Consider the following 18,854-nt stretch of genomic DNA (forward strand, 5'->3'; position numbering starts at 1 on the left):
CCCTGAATTCCACATCTGCAACGCTCCCGATTAAGTGAAAAGCCCGCAGGGCTCTGACCCGCTCAGTGGTAAGTCGGATGCGGACAGTTCCATACCCTATGTAGGCACGCTGCCCTGTCCATCGCAGAACTTTCAACGACAATTCGAAGAAGCGCTGGCGTGCCCTTCGATAGCATTGCCTGGGTAACGCTGATGCACCGAGGCGTCTGCATCGCAGGCAAGCCAGCTCCCACAGAAAAGCAAAACCCAGGCGGCATTGCAGCCAACCAAATTGTGGAAGCTTAACTCGGTCGAATTGTGGGAGCGGGCTTGCTCGCGAAGGCGGTGCATCAGCCAATGAATCTGTTGACTGACCCACCGCATTCGCGAGCAAGCCCGCTCCCACACTGGATCGAGTGAGCCATTAAAACGATCTGCAAAAAAAAGCCCCGAACCAGTCGGGGCGTTTTCATTCAGCGTTTACCAATCAAGCTTGATCAGCCAACCGCCACGTCGTCCCGCCTTTGCCGTCTTCCAACACCACACCCATCGCGGTCAGTTGGTCACGGATACGGTCGGACTCGGCCCAGTCTTTGTTAGCCCGCGCAGCCAGACGCGCCTGAATCAGCGCATCAACTTGCGCCGCATCCACACGCCCTTCAGCGCCGGCTTGCAGGAAGTCATCGGCTTCCATCTGCAACACACCGAGCACGCTGGCCAACTCTTTCAAGCGTGCAGCCAGCCCGGCCGCTGCATCCAGATCGGTCTCGCGCAAGCGGTTGATCTCACGCACCATCTCGAACAGCACCGCACAGGCTTCCGGCGTGCCGAAGTCGTCGTTCATCACTTCGGTAAACCGTGCCACGAACGCTTCGCCGCCGGCAGGCGCCACGGCTGGCAGGCCTTTCAACGCGTGGTAGAAACGCTCCAGGGCGCCCTTGGCGTCCTTGAGGTTGTCTTCCGAGTAGTTGATGGCGCTGCGGTAGTGGCTGGACACCAGCAGGTAACGCACCACTTCCGGGTGGTACTTTTCCAGCACGTCGCGAATGGTGAAGAAGTTGTTCAAGGACTTGGACATCTTCTCGCCATTGATGCGGATCATGCCGCAGTGCATCCAGGCATTGGCGTACGTCTTGCCGGTGGCGGCTTCGCTTTGGGCGATTTCGTTTTCGTGGTGCGGGAACTCAAGATCGCTGCCGCCGCCATGAATGTCGAAAGTCTCGCCCAGGCAGCAGGTGGACATCACCGAGCACTCGATGTGCCAGCCCGGACGCCCGGCGCCCCATGGCGACTCCCAGCTCGGCTCGCCGGGCTTGGTGCCTTTCCACAGCACGAAGTCGAGCGGGTCTTGCTTGGCTTCGTCGACTTCGATGCGCGCGCCGATGCGCAGGTCTTCGATTTTCTTGCGCGACAGCTTGCCGTAGCCCATGAACTTGGCGACGCGGTAGTACACGTCGCCATTGCCGGGCGCGTAGGCATAACCCTTGTCGATCAGGGTCTGGATCATCGCGTGCATGCCCGGGATGTGATCCGTGGCGCGCGGCTCCATGTCCGGCTTGAGGATGTTGAGGCGCGCCTCGTCCTCGTGCATGGCAGCAATCATGCGTTCGGTCAGCGCGTCGAACGACTCGCCGTTTTCGTTGGCACGGTTGATGATCTTGTCGTCGATGTCGGTGATGTTGCGCACATAGGTCAAGTCATAGCCGCTGAAACGCAACCAGCGGGTCACCAGGTCGAAGGCAACCATGCTGCGGCCGTGGCCGATGTGGCAGTAGTCGTACACGGTCATGCCGCACACGTACATGCGCACCTTGTTGCCATCCAGCGGCTTGAAGACTTCTTTGGTCTTGCTGAGTGTGTTGTAGATCGTTAACACGACAACTCCCTTAAATCACTGGCCCCACGAATCTCGCAAGGTCACGGTACGGTTGAATACCGGCTGACCAGGTTTCGAGTCCTTGATATCTGCGCAGAAGTAACCTTCGCGCTCGAACTGGAAACGGTCTTCCGGCTGTGCGTCGCCAAGCGATGGCTCGGCACGACAACCGGTGAGCACTTGCAGGGAATCAGGGTTGATGTTGTCCAGGAAGCTCGCGCTGTCTTCAGCCTTTTCAGGGTTCGGCGAACGGAACAGACGATCGTACAAACGCACTTCGCACTCGATGCTGGCAGCGGCCGGCACCCAGTGGACCACGCCTTTGACCTTGCGGCCCTCAGGGTTCTTGCCCAGGGTTTCGGGGTCGTAGGAGCAACGCAGTTCGACGATGTTGCCATCGGCGTCCTTGATCGCTTCATCGGCGCGGATCACGTAGCTGCCGCGCAGACGCACTTCGCCATTCGGCTCCAGGCGCTTGTAGCCCTTTGGCGGCTCTTCCATGAAGTCATCACGGTCGATGTAGATCTCACGCGCGAACGGCAGCTTGCGCACGCCGAGTTCTTCTTTTTGCGGATGACGCGGCAGTTCGAGGTTCTCGACCTGGTCTTCCGGGTAATTGGTGATCACCACTTTCAACGGACGCAACACGCACATGGCGCGCGGTGCGTTGGCGTCGAGGTCCTGACGGATGCTGAATTCGAGCATGCCGTAGTCGACCACGCCGTCGGAGCGGTTGGTGCCAACCATCTCGCAGAAATTACGGATCGACGCCGGGGTGTAACCGCGACGACGGAAGCCCGACAGCGTCGACATGCGTGGGTCGTCCCAGCCATGCACGTGCTTTTCATCAACCAGCTGCTTGAGCTTGCGCTTGCTGGTGATGGTGTAGTTCAGGTTCAGGCGGCTGAATTCGTACTGACGCGGGTGCGCCGGCACCGGCAGGCTGTCGAGGAACCACTCGTACAGCGGGCGATGGCTTTCGAACTCCAGGGTGCAGATCGAGTGGGTGATGCCTTCGATGGCGTCCGACTGACCGTGGGTGAAGTCGTAGTTCGGGTAGATGCACCACTTGTCACCGGTCTGGTGGTGGTGGGCATGGCGGATGCGGTACATGATCGGGTCGCGCAGGTTCATGTTCGGCGAGGCCATGTCGATCTTGGCGCGCAGCACGCGAGCGCCGTCCGGGAACTCACCGGCGCGCATGCGGTTGAACCAGTCCAGGTTCTCTTCGACCGAACGGTCGCGGAACGGGCTGTTTTTGCCCGGCTCGGTCAGGCTGCCACGGTATTCCTTGGCTTGCTCCGGGGTCAGGTCGTCGACGTAAGCCTTGCCGGCCTTGATCAACTCGACGGCCCAGTCGAACAACTGGTCGAAATACTTGGAGGCGTAGCGCACTTCACCGGACCACTCGAAACCCAGCCACTTGATGTCGCTTTCGATGGCGTCGATGTATTCCTGGTCTTCCTTGGCCGGGTTGGTGTCGTCGAAACGCAGGTGCGTGACGCCACCGAACTCCTGGGCCAGGCCGAAGTTCACACAGATCGACTTGGCGTGGCCGATGTGCAGGTAACCGTTGGGCTCAGGCGGGAAACGGGTGACGATCTGCGTGTGCTTGCCCGAATCCAGGTCCGCCTGGATGATCGGGCGCAGGAAATTGACCGGGACGGCAGGTCCGGCCTTGGAATTCGAGGTAGGGTCGACAGTGGGCTTGCTCATAGGATCCTTGAACAGACGAAGTGCTTGGCCAGAAGTAGGGGCCGATAAAACAAAGGGCTTATGATAGCCGAAGCTGTCAAGCCGCTGACAGAGCGTGGTCGAAAACTGCTGCATTTAATGCATCGGCGGTAAAAAACCACCTCGAAATTCCTGCAGGTCACGCTAAACTGCGCGCCTTGGCCTCTGTTTAGCCAATCAGGTAAGGCGCTCAGGCGTCCAAACCCACGAATTCCCTGAAAAGAGTAGTGAACATGACTCAAGTCAAACTGACCACCAACCTCGGTGACATCGTCATCGAGCTGAACGCCGAGAAAGCGCCGATCACCGTCGCCAACTTCATCGAATACGTTAAAGCCGGCCACTACGAAAACACCGTTTTCCACCGTGTCATCGGCAACTTCATGGTCCAGGGCGGCGGTTTCGAGCCTGGCATGAAAGAAAAGAAAGACAAGCGCCCAAGCATCCAGAACGAAGCGGACAACGGCCTTTCCAACGACAAGTACACCGTCGCCATGGCCCGTACCATGGAGCCGCATTCGGCCTCCGCACAGTTCTTCATCAACGTCGCCGACAACGCCTTCCTGAACCACAGCGGCAAGAACGTGCAGGGTTGGGGCTACGCGGTATTCGGTAAAGTGACCGAAGGCCAGGACGTCGTCGACAAGATCAAAGCCGTGCAGACCACCGGTAAAGCCGGTCACCAGGACGTTCCGGTAGAAGACGTTATCGTCGAGAAAGCCGAGATCGTTGGGTGATATTGCTGATTTCAGATTTGCATCTGGAAGAGGACCGCCCGGACATCACCCGGGCGTTTCTGGATTTGCTCCACGGGCGCGCCCGTGGCGCCCAGGCGTTGTACATTCTGGGCGACTTCTTTGAAGCCTGGATTGGCGACGATGGCATGACACCATTCCAGCGTTCGATTTGCGCGGCCCTGCGTGAGCTGAGCGACAGCGGCACCCCGATTTTCATCATGCACGGCAACCGTGACTTCCTGATCGGCAAGGCGTTCTGCAAAGCTGCAGGCGCCACCTTGCTCAAGGACCCGAGTGTCGTGCAGTTCTACGGCGAGCCTGTGCTGTTGATGCACGGCGACAGCCTCTGCACCCGCGACCTTGGCTACATGAAGCTGCGGCGCATCCTGCGTAACCCGATTGTGCTGTTTATCCTGCGGCACCTGCCATTGCGCACCCGCCACAAGCTGGCGCGCAAGCTGCGCAGTGAAAGCCGCGCGCAGACACGCATGAAAGCCAACGACATTGTCGATGTGACGCCCGAGGAAGTGCCGCGGGTGATGCAGCAATTTGGCGTGCGCACCCTGGTCCACGGCCATACGCACCGCCCAGCGATCCATAAGTTGCAGATTGGTGATCAGGCGGCCAAGCGCATTGTGCTGGGGGATTGGGACAAGCAGGGCTGGGCGTTGCAGGTAGACGAGCAAGGGTTTGCGTTGGCGGCGTTTGACTTCGTCAACCCACAGCTGGCGCTGCCTGGCGCCTGATTCTCAGACACAACACCCATCAAATGTGGGAGCTGGCTTGCCTGCGATAGCATCACCTCGATGTATCTGACGTACCGAGGTGCCTGCATCGCAGGCAAGCCAGCTCCCACATTGACCGAGTTCGGTCTTTCGATCAGTGCCCCGAAGCCTCCGGCCCGGCCTTCGCCGCAAACGGCGGTTTCGCCAGCCACACAATCACGATCAAGCCCATGAACATCCACCCCAGCAGCGTGAAGTAATCCACGGTGGACATCATGTACGCCTGGCTGGTGAGAATCTGGTCCAGCTGCGCATAAGCCTTGTGCCCTGCCCCGCCGAGTGCCTGCAAGGCATCACGGGTTGCCGAGTCGTAGGTGGTCATGTTCTCGCTCATGTACGCATGGTGCTGGTCGGCGCGGCGAATCCATATCCAGGTGGTCAGCGAGGCCGCAAAACTGCCGCCCAGGGTCCGCAGGAAGGTCGCCAGGCCCGCGCCGTCGGCGATTTGCGCCGGCGGCAGGTCGGACATCAGGATGCTCAAGGTCGGCATGAAGAACAGCGCCACGCCAATGCCCATGAACAGCTGCACCAGGGCGATGTGGGTGAAGTCCACTTCATTGGTGAAACCGGCACGCATGAAGCAGCTCAGGCCAATTGCCAAAAATGCCAGGCCCGCCAGCAAGCGCAGGTCGAACTTGTGCGCGTACTTGCCCACAAACGGCGACATCAGCACCGGCAGAATGCCGATCGGCGCCACCGCCAGGCCCGCCCAGGTGGCGGTGTAGCCCATCTGGGTTTGCAGCCATTGCGGCAGGATCAGGTTGATGCCGAAGAACCCCGCATAACCGAGCACCAGCACAATGGTGCCGATGCGGAAGTTGCGGTAGGCAAACAACCGCAGGTTGACCACCGGGTGCTTGTCGGTCATTTCCCAGATGACGAACACCGCCAGGGCTATCGCCGAAATCACGGCACCAACGATGATGAAGTTGGATTCGAACCAGTCCAGGTCATTGCCCTTGTCGAGGATGATCTGCAGCGCGCCAACACCGACGATCAGGCTCAGCAGCCCGACGTAATCCATCGGCTGGTAACTGGTGACCACCGGACGTTTCTTCAACTGCGAACGCACCACCAGCACCGCAAAGATGCCGATGGGCACGTTGATAAAGAAGATCCACGGCCAGCTGTAGCTGTCGGTAATCCAGCCGCCGAGGATCGGGCCGGCAATCGGCGCCACCACCGTAACCATCGCCAGCAGCGCCAGGGCCATGCCGCGCCTCGCCGGCGGGTAGACCGCGATCAGCAACGTTTGAGTCATCGGGTACAGCGGCCCGGCCACCAGGCCCTGCAGCACCCGAAAGCCGATCAGCTCAGGCATCGAGGTGGAAATACCGCAGAGGAACGAGGCCAGCACAAACAGGATGGTCGCCCACAAAAACAGCTTCACCTCGCCAAAGCGCCGGCTCAACCAGCCGGTCAGCGGCAAGGCAATCGCGTTGCTCACCGCAAACGAGGTGATCACCCAGGTGCCCTGCTCCGAACTCACGCCGAGGTTGCCGGAAATGGTCGGCAAGGCCACGTTGGCGATCGTGGTGTCGAGCACCTGCATAAAGGTCGCCAGCGACAGGCCAATAGTGGCCATCAACAGGCTGGGTGGCGTGAACGAGGCGTTATTGCTCATCAGCGTTGCACAGCCTTGGGCGCGGCGAGGCTGTTGTCATGGATCAGCTGAGTGATCATGGCATCGGCTTCGGCCAATTGGCGGTCATACACGTTGGTGGTGAACGAGGCCTTTTGCGGCGCCTGTTGCGCCAGCACCGGGCCGCTCTTGTCGTGCAGGTCCACGTTGACCACGGTGCTCAAGCCCACACGCAGCGGGTGCTTGGCCAGCTCGTCGGCGTTGATGTGAATACGCACGGGCACCCGTTGCACGATCTTGATCCAGTTACCGGTGGCGTTCTGCGCCGGCAGCAAGGCAAACGCGCTGCCGGTACCGGCGCCCAGGCTGTCCACGGTGCCGCTGTACTTCACGTCACTGCCGTAGATATCCGACTCGATGTCCACCGGCTGGCCGATACGCATATCGCGCAGCTGGGTTTCCTTGAAGTTGGCGTCGATCCACAACTGGTTCAGCGGGATCACCGCCATCAACGCGGTACCCGGCTGCACGCGCTGACCCAATTGCACCGTGCGCTTGGCCACATAGCCGGTTACCGGTGCAATCAAGGTGCTGCGGGCGTTGGTCAAGTACGCCTGGCGCAGTTGCGCGGCGGCGGACTGCACGTCCGGGTGGGACGAAATCACCGTGTCGTCCACCAGCGCGCTGGAGGTCTTGAATTGTTGCTGCACGTTGGCCAGGGCGCTTTGCGCCGAGGTCAGGTCGTCACGGGCGTGGGACAGTTCTTCCTGGGAGATCGCGCCGCCGGCGGCGAGGTTCTTACGACGGTTGTAATTGTCCTGGGCCTTCTGCACGTTGGCTTGCTGCGCCAGCACCTGGGCTTTCATGCCATCAACGTTGCTGTACAAGCCCCGCACTTGGCGCACGGTGCGCGCGAGGTTGGCCTGGGCACTTTGCAGGCCGACAGCGGCGTCATTGGGGTCGAAGTTGATCAGCACCTGGCCTTCGTGGACCAGGTCGCCGTCGTCGGCGCCGATGCTGACCACGGTGCCGGTGACCAGCGGGGTGATTTCCACCACGTTGCCGTTCACATAGGCATCGTCGGTGCTTTCGTTGAAGCGCCCGTAAAGCTCATACCAGGCCCACACGCCGATCACGCCAAGAATCACGATCAGCGCCAGGCCGATCAGCATGATTTTGCGTTTGCGTGGGTTGCTGTCTTTCTGCTGCTCTTTCTGCTGCTCTTTCTGCTGCTCTTTCTGCTGCTCTTTCTGCTGCTCTTTAGGTTGCTCTGTTGCGTTGTTGCTTTCGGCAGTGGCCATGACAAATACCTCAAATTATTCCGTGCGTGTAGCTGGGGTGGTTACGGCCACGTTATCGGCGTTGTACCCGCCACCCAGGGCTTGCATCAATTGAATCGACAGATCGATCTGCGCAGCATTCAAGGCCGCCAACTGACGCTGGGCCTGCAGCAATTGCTGCTCGATGCTGAGTACATCCAGGTAATTCCCGATCCCCGAGCTATAGCGCTGAACCCCGGTGTCGTAAGACTGCTGGGCAATGTCCGCGGCGTGTTGCTGGGCCTGGATCTGCCGACCGGTATCGCGCAATTGCGAAAGGGTGTTGCCAATATCGCCCAAGGCTTGCACCAGGGTTTTGTTGTACTGGGCCACCGCCAGGTCGTAATCGGCGTCGCGGGCATCTAGGTCGGCGCGCAGGCGGCCGCCGTCGAAGATCGGCAACGAGACGGTCGGCGCAATGCTGAAGAAACGGCTGGCCGAGCCAAACATCGCGTCGCCCAACAACGACTCGGCCCCGGCGCTCGCGCTCAGGTTGAGGTTGGGGTAGAAACGGGTCTTGCTCGCGGCGACATTCTTGCTTGCTGCCTCGACGCGCCAACGTGCGGCGATCAAGTCCGGGCGACGGCCCAGCAACTCGGCCTGCAGCACAGAAGGCACGGCAACGGCGCTGGGTTTGAGCACGTTCGGGCGGGTCAGCTCGCTGCCACGGTCGGGGCCTTTACCGAGCAATACGGCCAGGGCGATCTTGGCGCTTTGCAGCTGTTTTTCTGCATCGATCAATTGCGACTCAGAGCTGGCTTCCAGGCTTTCGGTCTGCTGGTACTGGTACTGGCTGTCGATGCCGGAACTCAGGCGGCGCTTGCTCAGGTCGAGCATCTGGCGGGTGCGCTTGAGGTCGTCGGCGGCCAGGTCACGCACGATATGCGCCTGGCCCAGGTCGCTGTAGGCCTTGGCCACGTTGGCGGCCAGGGTCAGGCGCGCGGCCTGCTGATCGACTTCGGCGGCACGCGCCTGGCCCAACGCAGCTTCCCAGGCGGCGCGCTGGCCACCCCACAGGTCAAAGTTGTAGTTGAAGCTGGCGCCGATGTTACGCACGGTGGCGTAGGCATCGCCCTGCCCCAGCGGGTCCTGATCCTTGGCCAGGCGCGAACGGCTCACGCCGGCGCTGGCATCCAGGGTCGGCATGCGGGCGGCATCGGCGGCGTAGGCAGCGGCTTGCGCCTGGTGGGCACGGGCGCTGGCGACTTGCATGTCAGGGCTGTTTTGCAGGGCTTCATGGATCAAGCCGTCCAGCTGCGGGTCGCCGAGGCTCTTCCACCAATCGGCCGTCGGCCAGGCGGCGCTCGACAAGGTCACGCCACTGAGGGACTTGCCGGTTTGCAACGTGTTGGCGTCGAGGCGTTGGCCCTGGGTGTCGAGGCCGCTGAAGTTGGCACAACCGGCCATGCTCATCGCCACCAGCACCAGGCTAAGTGCGCGTGTGTTCATTGATTACCTACCCGCTGGATGACGATGGCGTCACCGGCAGCTATCAGAATTTTCGTGAGGATTTTTTCCAGGGTTTGCAACTCGCCGGGCTGCAGGGCGCCGGCCAGCTCATTCATCGCCTGCGCGCCGATGTGCGGCAGCATGTCTGCCAGGCGCTGGCCGTCTTCGGTCAGCACCAGCTGCACCTGGCGCCGGTCCTGCTCGGAACGCTTGCGCGCCAGCAGGCCCTTTTGCTCCAGGCGGTCGAGCATGCGGGTCATGGAACCGCTGTCCAGCGACAGGTTGCGACACAGCTCGGCGGGCGTGTCGACCTCGTACTGGGCAATGATGATCAACACTTTGAACTGCGCGGCGGTGACGCCATGCGGTTCCATATGCGTGTCGATAATGCGGTCCTTGAGCAGCGCGGCGCGGCCCAGCAACAGGCCGAGGTGGCAGTTGCGAAAGCTGTCAGGGGTGAAGTGGGTCATCGAAAGTCACCTTATTACTGCCTAGGCAGTGAATGTATGACAAGATGTTACTGCTTAGGCAGCGAATGTCAAATGGAATTATTAGCTTGCTTGCTAATTGACCGACAGGTGGGCTGCACCACAAACGAACGTGGGAGCTGGCGTACCTGCGATGACGGTCTGTCAGTCAATGAATCATCGACTGATGGACCGTCATCGCCGGCAAACCAGCTCCCACAGTGTTTGTGCGTGAGGGTTTAGAAATCGCGCTTGTAGAAGATATCCAGTGAACTGGCCACGCCACTGGCCACTTCCAGGTACACCTTTTTGCTCAGCAGGTAGCGCAGGGCAATCGTACTGGCCGGTTCGAACACCCCAACCCCATACCGCAGGCTGAGTTTTTCGGTGATCTTGCCGCTGGCCACCACGGCGGTGTTATTGCCGGTGCCCTGGGTGTCGAGGTCGAAGTCCTGGATACCCAGCTTGTTGGCGATATCCGAGGTGACCCCGGCGCTGCCCATCAACCCCAGCCCCAAGGCGGCTTCGGCCAGCATGTTGTTGTCTTCGCCGGTGTTGTTGCGCGAACGCCCCAGTACCAGATACGAGAGTGCATCCTCCTGAGGCATGGTCGGCTCGGAGAAGATCTGCGTGGTCGGTTGTTCGGCGCTGCCGCTCAAGCGAATACCGGCCGTCACCGTTCTGGACGGTTCGGTAACGACGCGCACCGCTTCGACATCCAGGAACGGTTGGTCCAGTGGCCCTGCAAACAACAGCCGCGCGCGGCGCACGTCCAGCCGCTGCCCGTAGGCACGGTAGCGGCCATCGTTGAGCCACAGCTCGCCACGGGTGTCCATGTTGTCGCCGATGTGCACATGGCCCTGCACTTTGGCGGTGAGCCCGAAGCCCGCGAAGTTGAGCTGGTCTTCGCCCACCACCACGTCGATGTCCATGGCCATCGCCATCGGCGCCTTGCCCTCCTCGGTCTGGCTGCCGACGATCACGGTGTCATCGGAGACCTTGACGGTGGACGGCGGCAATTCACGCACGGTGATGTCGCCACGCGGGATGTGCACCTTGCCGGCAATCGCCAGTTTGTCGTTTTTCAGGCTGATTTTCAGGTCCGGCGCCACTTCCAGCTTGGCGTAAGGCTCAACCGTGACCGGCAATTGCGCGCCTTGCAGGCTGAGGTCCACCACCAGAGCCTGGCCCCAGTCGATCTGCCCCTTGAGGCTGCCCTGCCCGGCCTTGCCGCTGTGCCACGCGCCATTCAACTGCACGCTTTCGCCGGCAATCAAGGCCTGCACGTTCAAGCCTTCAAGGCTGATCGGCAACTCCGGCCCGGAGACTTCACCGCCCACCAGATTCACGTTGCCGTTGACCTGCGGTGCCAGCAAACCACCGGAGATACGCCCGTTGCCGTTGAGCTTGCCGGTGAGTTTGTCCACCATCGGCACAAACGGTCGGGCCACGGCGAGGTCCAGGCCGTTGAGGCTGAAATTACCGGTGATCGGCTTGTTCTTCGGCAGCGGGTTGATCTGCGCCTGCACCAGCAACTCGCCGAGCTTGCCGCCACGGAAGGTCAGCTGAGTGTCAATGCGTTTAGGGTTGAGGGTGGTTTCCAGCTTCAGGGTGTCGTAGGGGAAATCCACCCACTGAGCCTTGTCCTTGACGCGCAGCGTGCCACCGCTGGCATCCACCGCGATCACGCCTTTAGGCCCGCTGGCGGGCAGGTCGAGCTGCACGTCGGCGTTGAGCTTGCCTTGCCAGGCGAAGTCCTTGGGCATAAAGGCAGCCAGGCTGTCGATAGGGAATTGCTTGAGGTGGTAACGCAACTTCGGCTCAGGCATCAGGCGCTGATCTTCACCGCACAGGCTGGAAGGGCCAGACACCCAGCAATGCGCCGCAAAGGTCAGCTTGCCGTCCGCCAGGCGTTCGATCCTGGCCGGGGCTTGCAGCTTCCAGTCCTGGCCACCGGCTTGAACGTCACCGCTGGCCAGGCGCCCGCGCCAGTTACCTTTGTCGAGGTTGCCATCGAGCGCCAGGCCCAGCTTGACCAGCGGCCCGGCCAGGTCCAGCTGGACTTTCTGGCTTTTGATATCCCCTTGAGCGCTGGCGGTCAGGGTGCCGACCTGGGTGTCGCCGGCCTGAATGCCACTGCCCTTGAGGTCGATCTTCGCGCGCTGGGCGTTGTCGAGTGTGGCGTTGAGGGTGAGGTTTTGCAGTTGATTGTCGGCGAACGCCAGTTGCTGGCCTTTAAGGTCGAGTTTGCCTTGCGGCGCCTTCAACGTACCGGCCACATCGACGCGCCCGTTGATCTGCCCACGCAGTTGCGGCCACAACTGGGCCAGGCGCGTCAGCTTGATGTCGATCTGCCCGGCCACACGTTGCTGCAGGCTGCCGCTGCCATTGATGCGGTTATCACCCAGGCGGATGTCCAGGTTGGCCAGGGTCCATTGCTCGCCTGCGCCGTCTGCCTTGGCCGCCAGCACGGCAGTCTGACCGCGCAAGCGGCCCTTGAGGTCGAGGTCGGCGTTGAGCTTGAGTTGTTCCTGTTTGAACTCGCCCTTGCTGCGCAGCGGCCCAGCCAACGTGCCGGGTAACTCCGCGACCCAGTATGCCGGGTTCAGCGCCGACAGGTCCAGCGCGGTGTCCCAGGCAATGCCGTCGGCAAACTGCAGGCTCAGGTGGCCTTCAGCCTTGCCTTGGCCGGCCGTCAATTTCAGTTCGGGCAGGAAGAGTTGCTTGAGGTCGCCACTGAACGGCGTGACCACATTGAATTTGCCGGCCGGGCCGTCGAGGTCGGCCTTGAGGTTGCCGAGGTAATTGCCGTCTTTGTAGGAAATCTCGCCGTTGAGCGTATGCAGCGCGAACTGCGGCTCATCAATCAATGGATAGAGGCGGTGCCAGGGAAAATCCAGCCAATCGATCTTGGCGTCGGCGCTGAAGCCTTGTTGCCAGTCCAGATTGGCGCTGAGCTTGAGGCTTTGCTGGTCGCCGGCATTCAAATCCAGGCCGGCGATCTGCGCGCCCTTGGCGTCAACCTTGCCCTGCAGCAGCAGGTCTACCGGGCCTTTTTCCGCAGGCAGCACGGCCTTGCCCAGCAGTTGATAACCGCTGCTCAGGTCACCCTTGGCGGTGAGGTCCAGCTGATTGAGTTGCAGGGTGTCGGGCAAGTCGGCGCTGGGTTTGAAGCCGTCGGCGCTGATGTGCAATTGCGCGGGCAAGTTTTCCACCAGCGGTTGCAGCTCTCCGCTGAGTTTGGCGGGCAGGTAGCCACTGCTGTCGGCGTCGAGCTTGAGGGTCTTGAGCAAGTCTCCGTCAACCTTGAGGGCAACCTTCCACGGCGCGCCGCCGGGCGCGTACGGCAGGCTCAGGTTGCCCGTGGCGCTCAGCGGCCAGTTGCCGGTCGGTTGCAGCAGACCGGCCAGGTCCAGCACCAGGTCGTCGCGTTGCAGGTGCACCGAGTCGATCTGCAGGCCCGCGGCGGTCCAGTGCGCCGCGAGCTGCAAGCCCTTGAGCTCTTCGCTGCCATTGAACAGCAGGCTACCGACGCGAACGTCGCCCAACTGGATCGCCACCGGCAGTTTCAACTCCGGCAGCTGGATCGGCCCGCTGCTGCTGTCATCGGTACTGGGTGGGAATTGCAGGCTGATCTGTTCCACGTCCAGCTGGTTGATGCACAGGGTCATGCGCAGCAGGCAGGCCGGCGACCAGTCGAACTTCGCCGCATTCAGCTCGACCCGGCTGGTGTCTTGCTGCCACAGCAGGTGGTCGACACGCCACTGGCCACCCAAATGCCCCTGGAAATTCTCAACCGTCAATCCGGGCACCTGGCGCAAGGCCCAGCGGCTGCCCGCTTGGCTGCCGAGTACCGCCCACAGTGCCAGTAACACCACGGCGAAGACTGCCACGATGGCCAGCCCCGCTATTTTCAAACCGCGCATCACAGCTCAGGCCCCATGGAAAAGTGCAAACGAATGCCGCCCGGATCTTCCAGGGCATGGGCCAGGTCGAGGCGGATCGGGCCCACCGGCGACACCCAGCGCACGCCCACGCCCACACCGGTTTTCAGGCTCGGCATGTCCAGGCTGTTGAAGGAGTTGCCTTGGTCGACAAAGGTCGCGATCCGCCATTTTTCGGCGATGGAATATTGATATTCGGCACTCAGCGCCACCATGTAGCGACCGCCGATGCGGTCACCGCGATCGTTTTCGGGTGACAACGTCTGGTACTCGTAGCCACGCACGCTCTGGTCACCACCGGCAAAAAAGCGCAGCGATGGCGGCACCGATTTGTAGCCATTGGTGGCACTGCCGCCAAACTGCGCACGGCCGAGGAAACGGTGGTTGTCCCACAAGGTGGTCAAGCCCTTGATCGTGGCGGTGCCGTAAAGCAGGTTGGTGTCGGAACCCAGGCCTTCCTTGGCGACCTTGGCGTCGAACATCAGGCGATAGCCATTGTGCGGATCGATGCGGTTGTCGCTGCGCAGGTAGGAATAATTGATCCCCGGCATCACCAGGTTACTCAGGCCCGAGTCATTGCCCAGGCGGTATTCTTCGCGCTGGTATTTGAGCGAGATGACCCGCGTCCAGCCGCTGGGCAATTTGCTGTGCCATTCAGGGCCGAGGGTGAGCAATTTACTCAGGGTGTCGGTATTGGCGATTTCTTCATTCTGGTAGCCGCCGGCAAAACGCAGTTTGTCGGTGAGCGGTGGGTCCAGCGGGATGTCGTACCACAGGCCGACGTTCTGGCGCGGCGCCGACAGCTCGGCTTCCCAGCCATAGCTGTGACCTTGTGGGTTGACCCAGTGACGCGTCCAGTTGGCTTTGCCGCGCGGGCCGACGTCGGTCGAGTAACCCAGGCCCAGGCCCATGGTGCGCGGCTTGCGGGTGTCCAGTTGCACCGCCACCGGGATCACATCGTTGGCCGAGGCTGCGGGGCTTGCGTCTACGCGCACGGCTTCGAAAAAGCCACTCGCCTGCAGGTTCTGGTTGAGTTCGGCGATCAGCTCGGAGTCGTAAGGGTCGCCGCTTTTGAACGGCACCATGCGTTGCAGCAGGTCTTCATCAAACGGCGTGTCGCCGGCGAAGCTGACCTTGCCCATGCTGTAGCGCGGGCCGCTGTCGTAAATGAGTTCGATATCGGCGACGCCGGCTTTGGGGTCAACCGAGAGTTTCTGGCTGGTAAAGCGCCCGCTGAAAAAGCCGTAGCGCGAGGCCTGGTTCTGGATCAGACGCTTGGCGTCTTCGTAGTGGCCGTGGTTGAGCACGGCGCCGGATGTGAGGTCGCTGCTGTCGGGCACGCGAAAAGCCTTGAGGCTCGCGGCCTGGCCGTCAACCCGAATGGTCACGTTGCGCAAATGCACCGGCTCGCCGGGGTCGATGGTGAGGATCAGGCGTGGATTCTTGCCGCCTTTTACATCACTGACGATTTGCGGCTGATAGTAGCCCAGCGCCTGGGCCGCCTTGCGGGCCTGCTCTTCGGCGCCGCGGCTGAACCGCAGCAGGGCTTCTTCATCACGATCGCCTACCCCGCCGATATAGCCTTCGATGTTGGCTTTCAACGCGTCGTTTGTAGGCTTGATCCGCACGTCCAATTCGCTTTGCGCCAAGGCGCCGCAGCTTGTGAACAGCAGAATCAAGCCGCTGGTAAATCTTCCTGGAAACTTCATAGGCGCGGATGCTACACGAGCTGGGGAGAGACTTTGAACCCGGAATTATCTGAATAATTCTGCATTAAGCCGTTGCAACATGTAACGACTGCGGATTGGGGTGGAAAAACACGTGCTCCAGGATAGGCCCTATCGCCACTTCGCCGATTTCCTCATAGCCCTGGCGCTTATAAAAATCCAGGTAGCGTGAGTTGCCGGTATCGAGCACTACGCCTGAGGAATGCGGGTCGTCGGCGCACCAGTTGTGCACGGCCTCAAGCAACTGCTCGCCATAGTGCTTGCCCTGAAATTGCGGGTGGATGCCCAACAACGGCAGTACGTGCACCGACTCGGTCGGCAGGCACGCCAGCACCGCGTGATGGTATTCCAGGTAACGGCGAGTGCCGCGCACGCCAGTGCTCAACCACATGCGCAATTGCCACGCCCAGCTTTCGGTAATGCCCAGGCGCCGTTGCGGTGGCGCAATCAGGGCGATGCCGATCAGCCGGTCGTTGACGAACAGGCCGATGGCGGGCAGTTTCTGAAAGAAATGCTGCTTGACCAGCTCACGCACCGTGGCGCGTACCCGCTGTTCATAGCCTGGGCGTTCAGCTTCGAAGATGTAGGCGAACGTCGGCTCATGCCGATAAGCCTGGTAGAGCATGGAGCGCGCTTCGCGCGAATAGCCGCTGTTGAGCAGGCGGATCTCGGCAAGGGCCGTCGAAGTGTCAGGCATACAGTCAATCTCCCTGGGCGCCATTCAGAAGATGGCGTTCTTATGGGTACGAACCTACGCAGCACCAGTCGTTCCCAGACATTAGCAGGGCATCTGCTCGACCGCCACGCTGGCCCCCGTCGGACTTGTCGGCTAGCATCGCCCTTTTGCCAGACTGGACTGCCGACCATGAAAATCGTCTCCTTCAATATCAACGGGCTGCGCGCCCGCCCTCATCAGCTGGCGGCGCTGATTGAAAAGCATCAACCCGACGTGATCGGCCTGCAGGAAACGAAGGTTCATGATGACCAGTTCCCGCTGGCCGAAGTGCAGGCCTTGGGCTACCACGTTTATTACCACGGCCAAAAAGGCCATTACGGCGTGGCCCTGCTCTCGCGCAAAGAAGCGCTGAGCGTGCACAAAGGTTTTGCCAGCGATGAAGAAGACGCCCAGCGCCGCTTCATCTGGGGCACCTTCGCCGATGAGAACGGCAACCCCGTGACCATCATGAACGGCTACTTCCCCCAGGGCGAAAGCCGCGACCACCCGACCAAGTTTCCGGCCAAAAAACGCTTCTACGAAGATTTGCAGCACCTGCTGGAAAGCCAGTTCAGCAATGACCAGGCCTTGGTGGTGATGGGCGACATCAACATCTCCCCGCAAGACTGCGACATCGGTATCGGCGCCGACAACGCCAAACGCTGGCTGAAAACCGGCAAGTGCAGCTTCTTGCCGGAAGAACGCGAGTGGATGGCCCGCCTGAAAAACTGGGGCCTGGTGGACAGCTTCCGCCACCTCAACCCGGACGTGGCCGACCGCTTCAGTTGGTTTGATTACCGCAGCCGTGGGTTCGAAGATGAGCCCAAGCGTGGCCTGCGCATTGACGTGATCATGGCGTCCAACGGCCTGGTGCCGCGGGTCAAGGATGCCGGCGTGGACTACGAGCTCCGGGCGCTGGAAAAGCCGTCGGACCACGCGCCGATCTGGCTGGAATTGAGCTGACGCGACTCAATGTGGGAGCCAGCTCCCACCTTTGGGTTGGTCGTGTGCCCGTCACACCGTTGAAACCTTACTGACTTAATCTCCCGGCACTCCCTTTGGCTTAAGAAGGTGCCGGCATGATGCTGCGCGTTCTGCTCCTGTTGATCCTGCCCCTCTATGCAGTTGCGGCTGCCCTGCCCGTTCCCGACCAAGGCCCCGCGTTGCGCATCCAGGGTTCCAACACCATTGGCGCCGCGCTCGGGCCCGCGCTGGTCATGGGCATGATGCAATACCAGGGCTTGCAGGCGGTGCACAGTGAACCGGGCGAAGGCGCCAATGAACAGCGCGTGATCGGCAAGACCCGCCAAGGCAGGACGGTCACCATCGAGGTGGCGGCCCACGGTTCCAGTACCGGGTTCGCCGCGTTGAAAAACCTCAGCGCCGACCTCGCCGCGTCGTCGCGCCCGATCAAGGACAGCGAACTGGTGGACCTTGAACCCTTGGGCGACCTGAAAAGCCCCGAGGCTGAGCAAGTGATCGCCATTGATGGCCTGGCGATTATCCTCAACCCGCAAAACCCGTTGAATACCCTGAACACCGAGCAACTGGCGCAGATTTTCAACGGCGAAGTCGACACGTGGGAGGCACTGGGCGGCATCGGCGGGCCGATTCATTTGTATGCCCGGGATGATCAGTCCGGCACCTACGACACCTTTAAGGAACTGGTGCTACGCCTGCGCGGTAAACCCCTGGCACCTGCCAAGCGCTTCGAATCCAGTGAGCAACTGTCCGACGCCGTAAGCCAGGACCCTCAGGGCATCGGCTTTATCGGCCTGCCGTATGTGCGCCAGGCCAAGGCCGTGGCAATCGTCGATGGCGACTCACAACCGATGTTGCCGTTGAACAGCCTGATTGCCACCGAGGACTACCCGCTGTCACGCCGACTGTTCTTTTACCTGCCGCCCTCGAGCCGCAACCCGTGGGCCAAGGCGCTCGTGGACTTTACCCAGAGCAGCAAAGGCCAGGCGATTGTCGCAGCCAACGGTTTTATCGCGCAGCAGGTGCAGGCGATCAGCGTGGAGCCGCGCCCGTCGATGCCTGCGGACTATCAAGCCATCGCGCGTGAGGCCCAGCGACTGAGCGTGAACTTTCGCTTCGAAGAGGGCAGCGCCAGCCTCGACAACAAGGCGCGCCAGGATTTGCAGCGGGTGGTGGCGTACCTGAAAAGCCACGACAAACTCCACAAGCAGGTGACGCTCGTAGGGTTTGGCGACGCCAAGAATGACCCACAGCGCGCCGCGCTACTGTCGAAGTTGCGGGCAATGGCGGTGCGCCGGGAACTGGTGAAGAACGGTGTGGTGCTGCGCGATATTCTCGGCTTCGGCGCGCAGATGCCGGTGGCGGCGAACACGGCGGACGAGGGGCGGATCAAAAACCGGCGAGTGGAGGTTTGGGTGCACTGACGCCTGGCGAGCAAGCCCGCTGTGGCGAGCGGACTTGCCCCACGTTGGGCCGCGCAGCAGCCGCATAATCACACGCACTCTTCCAGGCAGAACCGGTCGCATGGTTTCAGGGCTGCTGCGCAGCCCAACGCGGGG

13 protein-coding genes are annotated in these 18,854 nt (G+C 61.4%); 4 read left to right on the forward strand and 9 right to left on the reverse strand.

The features are described 5' to 3' along the window. Positions 1 to 466: 466 nt before the first annotated feature. Positions 467 to 1,855: a cysteine--tRNA ligase gene (gene cysS, locus ABWL43_RS17735; protein WP_145164016.1), complete on the reverse strand. Its 1,389-nt coding sequence runs from the start codon at positions 1,853 to 1,855 to the stop codon at positions 467 to 469. Between the two features lie 15 nt (positions 1,856 to 1,870). Then, complete coding sequence (locus ABWL43_RS17740) at positions 1,871 to 3,571, reverse strand: glutamine--tRNA ligase/YqeY domain fusion protein (RefSeq protein WP_404483348.1); 1,701 nt, start codon at positions 3,569 to 3,571, stop codon at positions 1,871 to 1,873. Between the two features lie 251 nt (positions 3,572 to 3,822). On the opposite strand from ABWL43_RS17740, the gene ABWL43_RS17745 reads away from it, so the two are divergent. Then, a complete protein-coding gene (locus ABWL43_RS17745) occupies positions 3,823 to 4,326 on the forward strand; it encodes a peptidylprolyl isomerase (RefSeq protein ID WP_404483350.1) in 504 nt (167 codons plus the stop codon). Beyond that, entirely contained in the window at positions 4,323 to 5,072 is a 750-nt protein-coding gene (lpxH, locus tag ABWL43_RS17750) for a UDP-2,3-diacylglucosamine diphosphatase (RefSeq protein WP_369303195.1), read from the forward strand. Before ABWL43_RS17745 ends, lpxH begins: the two co-directional genes overlap by 4 nt. Positions 5,073 to 5,205: 133 nt before the next feature. Here lpxH and ABWL43_RS17755 read toward each other — a convergent pair whose 3' ends face one another. The 7 genes from ABWL43_RS17755 to ABWL43_RS17785 form a co-directional block, all read right to left on the reverse strand. Beyond that, complete coding sequence (locus tag ABWL43_RS17755) at positions 5,206 to 6,735, reverse strand: DHA2 family efflux MFS transporter permease subunit (RefSeq protein WP_145164010.1); 1,530 nt, start codon at positions 6,733 to 6,735, stop codon at positions 5,206 to 5,208. Next, complete coding sequence (locus ABWL43_RS17760) at positions 6,735 to 7,994, reverse strand: efflux RND transporter periplasmic adaptor subunit (protein ID WP_404483352.1); 1,260 nt, start codon at positions 7,992 to 7,994, stop codon at positions 6,735 to 6,737. The genes ABWL43_RS17755 and ABWL43_RS17760 overlap by 1 nt, the downstream gene beginning before the upstream one ends. A 15-nt stretch (positions 7,995 to 8,009) precedes the next feature. Further along, the gene (locus ABWL43_RS17765; RefSeq protein ID WP_404483354.1) at positions 8,010 to 9,461 is read right to left on the reverse strand and encodes an efflux transporter outer membrane subunit; all 1,452 of its coding nucleotides are present in this window, start codon (positions 9,459 to 9,461) and stop codon (positions 8,010 to 8,012) included. Then, on the reverse strand, positions 9,458 to 9,931 hold the full coding sequence (locus ABWL43_RS17770) for a MarR family winged helix-turn-helix transcriptional regulator (RefSeq protein WP_145164004.1): 474 nt from the start codon (positions 9,929 to 9,931) through the stop codon (positions 9,458 to 9,460). The genes ABWL43_RS17765 and ABWL43_RS17770 overlap by 4 nt, the downstream gene beginning before the upstream one ends. Positions 9,932 to 10,167: 236 nt before the next feature. Beyond that, positions 10,168 to 13,854, reverse strand: coding sequence for a translocation/assembly module TamB domain-containing protein (locus ABWL43_RS17775; protein WP_404483356.1), 3,687 nt, complete (start codon positions 13,852 to 13,854; stop codon positions 10,168 to 10,170). Continuing rightward, the gene (locus ABWL43_RS17780) at positions 13,854 to 15,581 is read right to left on the reverse strand and encodes an autotransporter assembly complex family protein (protein WP_242199384.1); all 1,728 of its coding nucleotides are present in this window, start codon (positions 15,579 to 15,581) and stop codon (positions 13,854 to 13,856) included. Before ABWL43_RS17780 ends, ABWL43_RS17775 begins: the two co-directional genes overlap by 1 nt. A gap of 64 nt (positions 15,582 to 15,645) precedes the next feature. Then, a complete protein-coding gene (locus ABWL43_RS17785) occupies positions 15,646 to 16,296 on the reverse strand; it encodes an N-acetyltransferase (RefSeq protein WP_145163998.1) in 651 nt (216 codons plus the stop codon). A gap of 168 nt (positions 16,297 to 16,464) precedes the next feature. Between ABWL43_RS17785 and xthA the strand changes: the two genes are divergently transcribed. Both xthA and ABWL43_RS17795 read left to right on the forward strand, forming a co-directional pair. Beyond that, entirely contained in the window at positions 16,465 to 17,277 is an 813-nt protein-coding gene (gene xthA / locus ABWL43_RS17790; RefSeq protein WP_106578806.1) for an exodeoxyribonuclease III, read from the forward strand. Between the two features lie 116 nt (positions 17,278 to 17,393). Then, positions 17,394 to 18,719, forward strand: coding sequence for a substrate-binding domain-containing protein (locus ABWL43_RS17795; protein WP_404483359.1), 1,326 nt, complete (start codon positions 17,394 to 17,396; stop codon positions 18,717 to 18,719). The last annotated feature ends 135 nt before the right edge of the window (positions 18,720 to 18,854 follow it).

The sequence above is a fragment of the Pseudomonas sp. HT11 genome, assembly GCF_044875395.1.
Taxonomy (GTDB): Bacteria; Pseudomonadota; Gammaproteobacteria; order Pseudomonadales; family Pseudomonadaceae; genus Aquipseudomonas.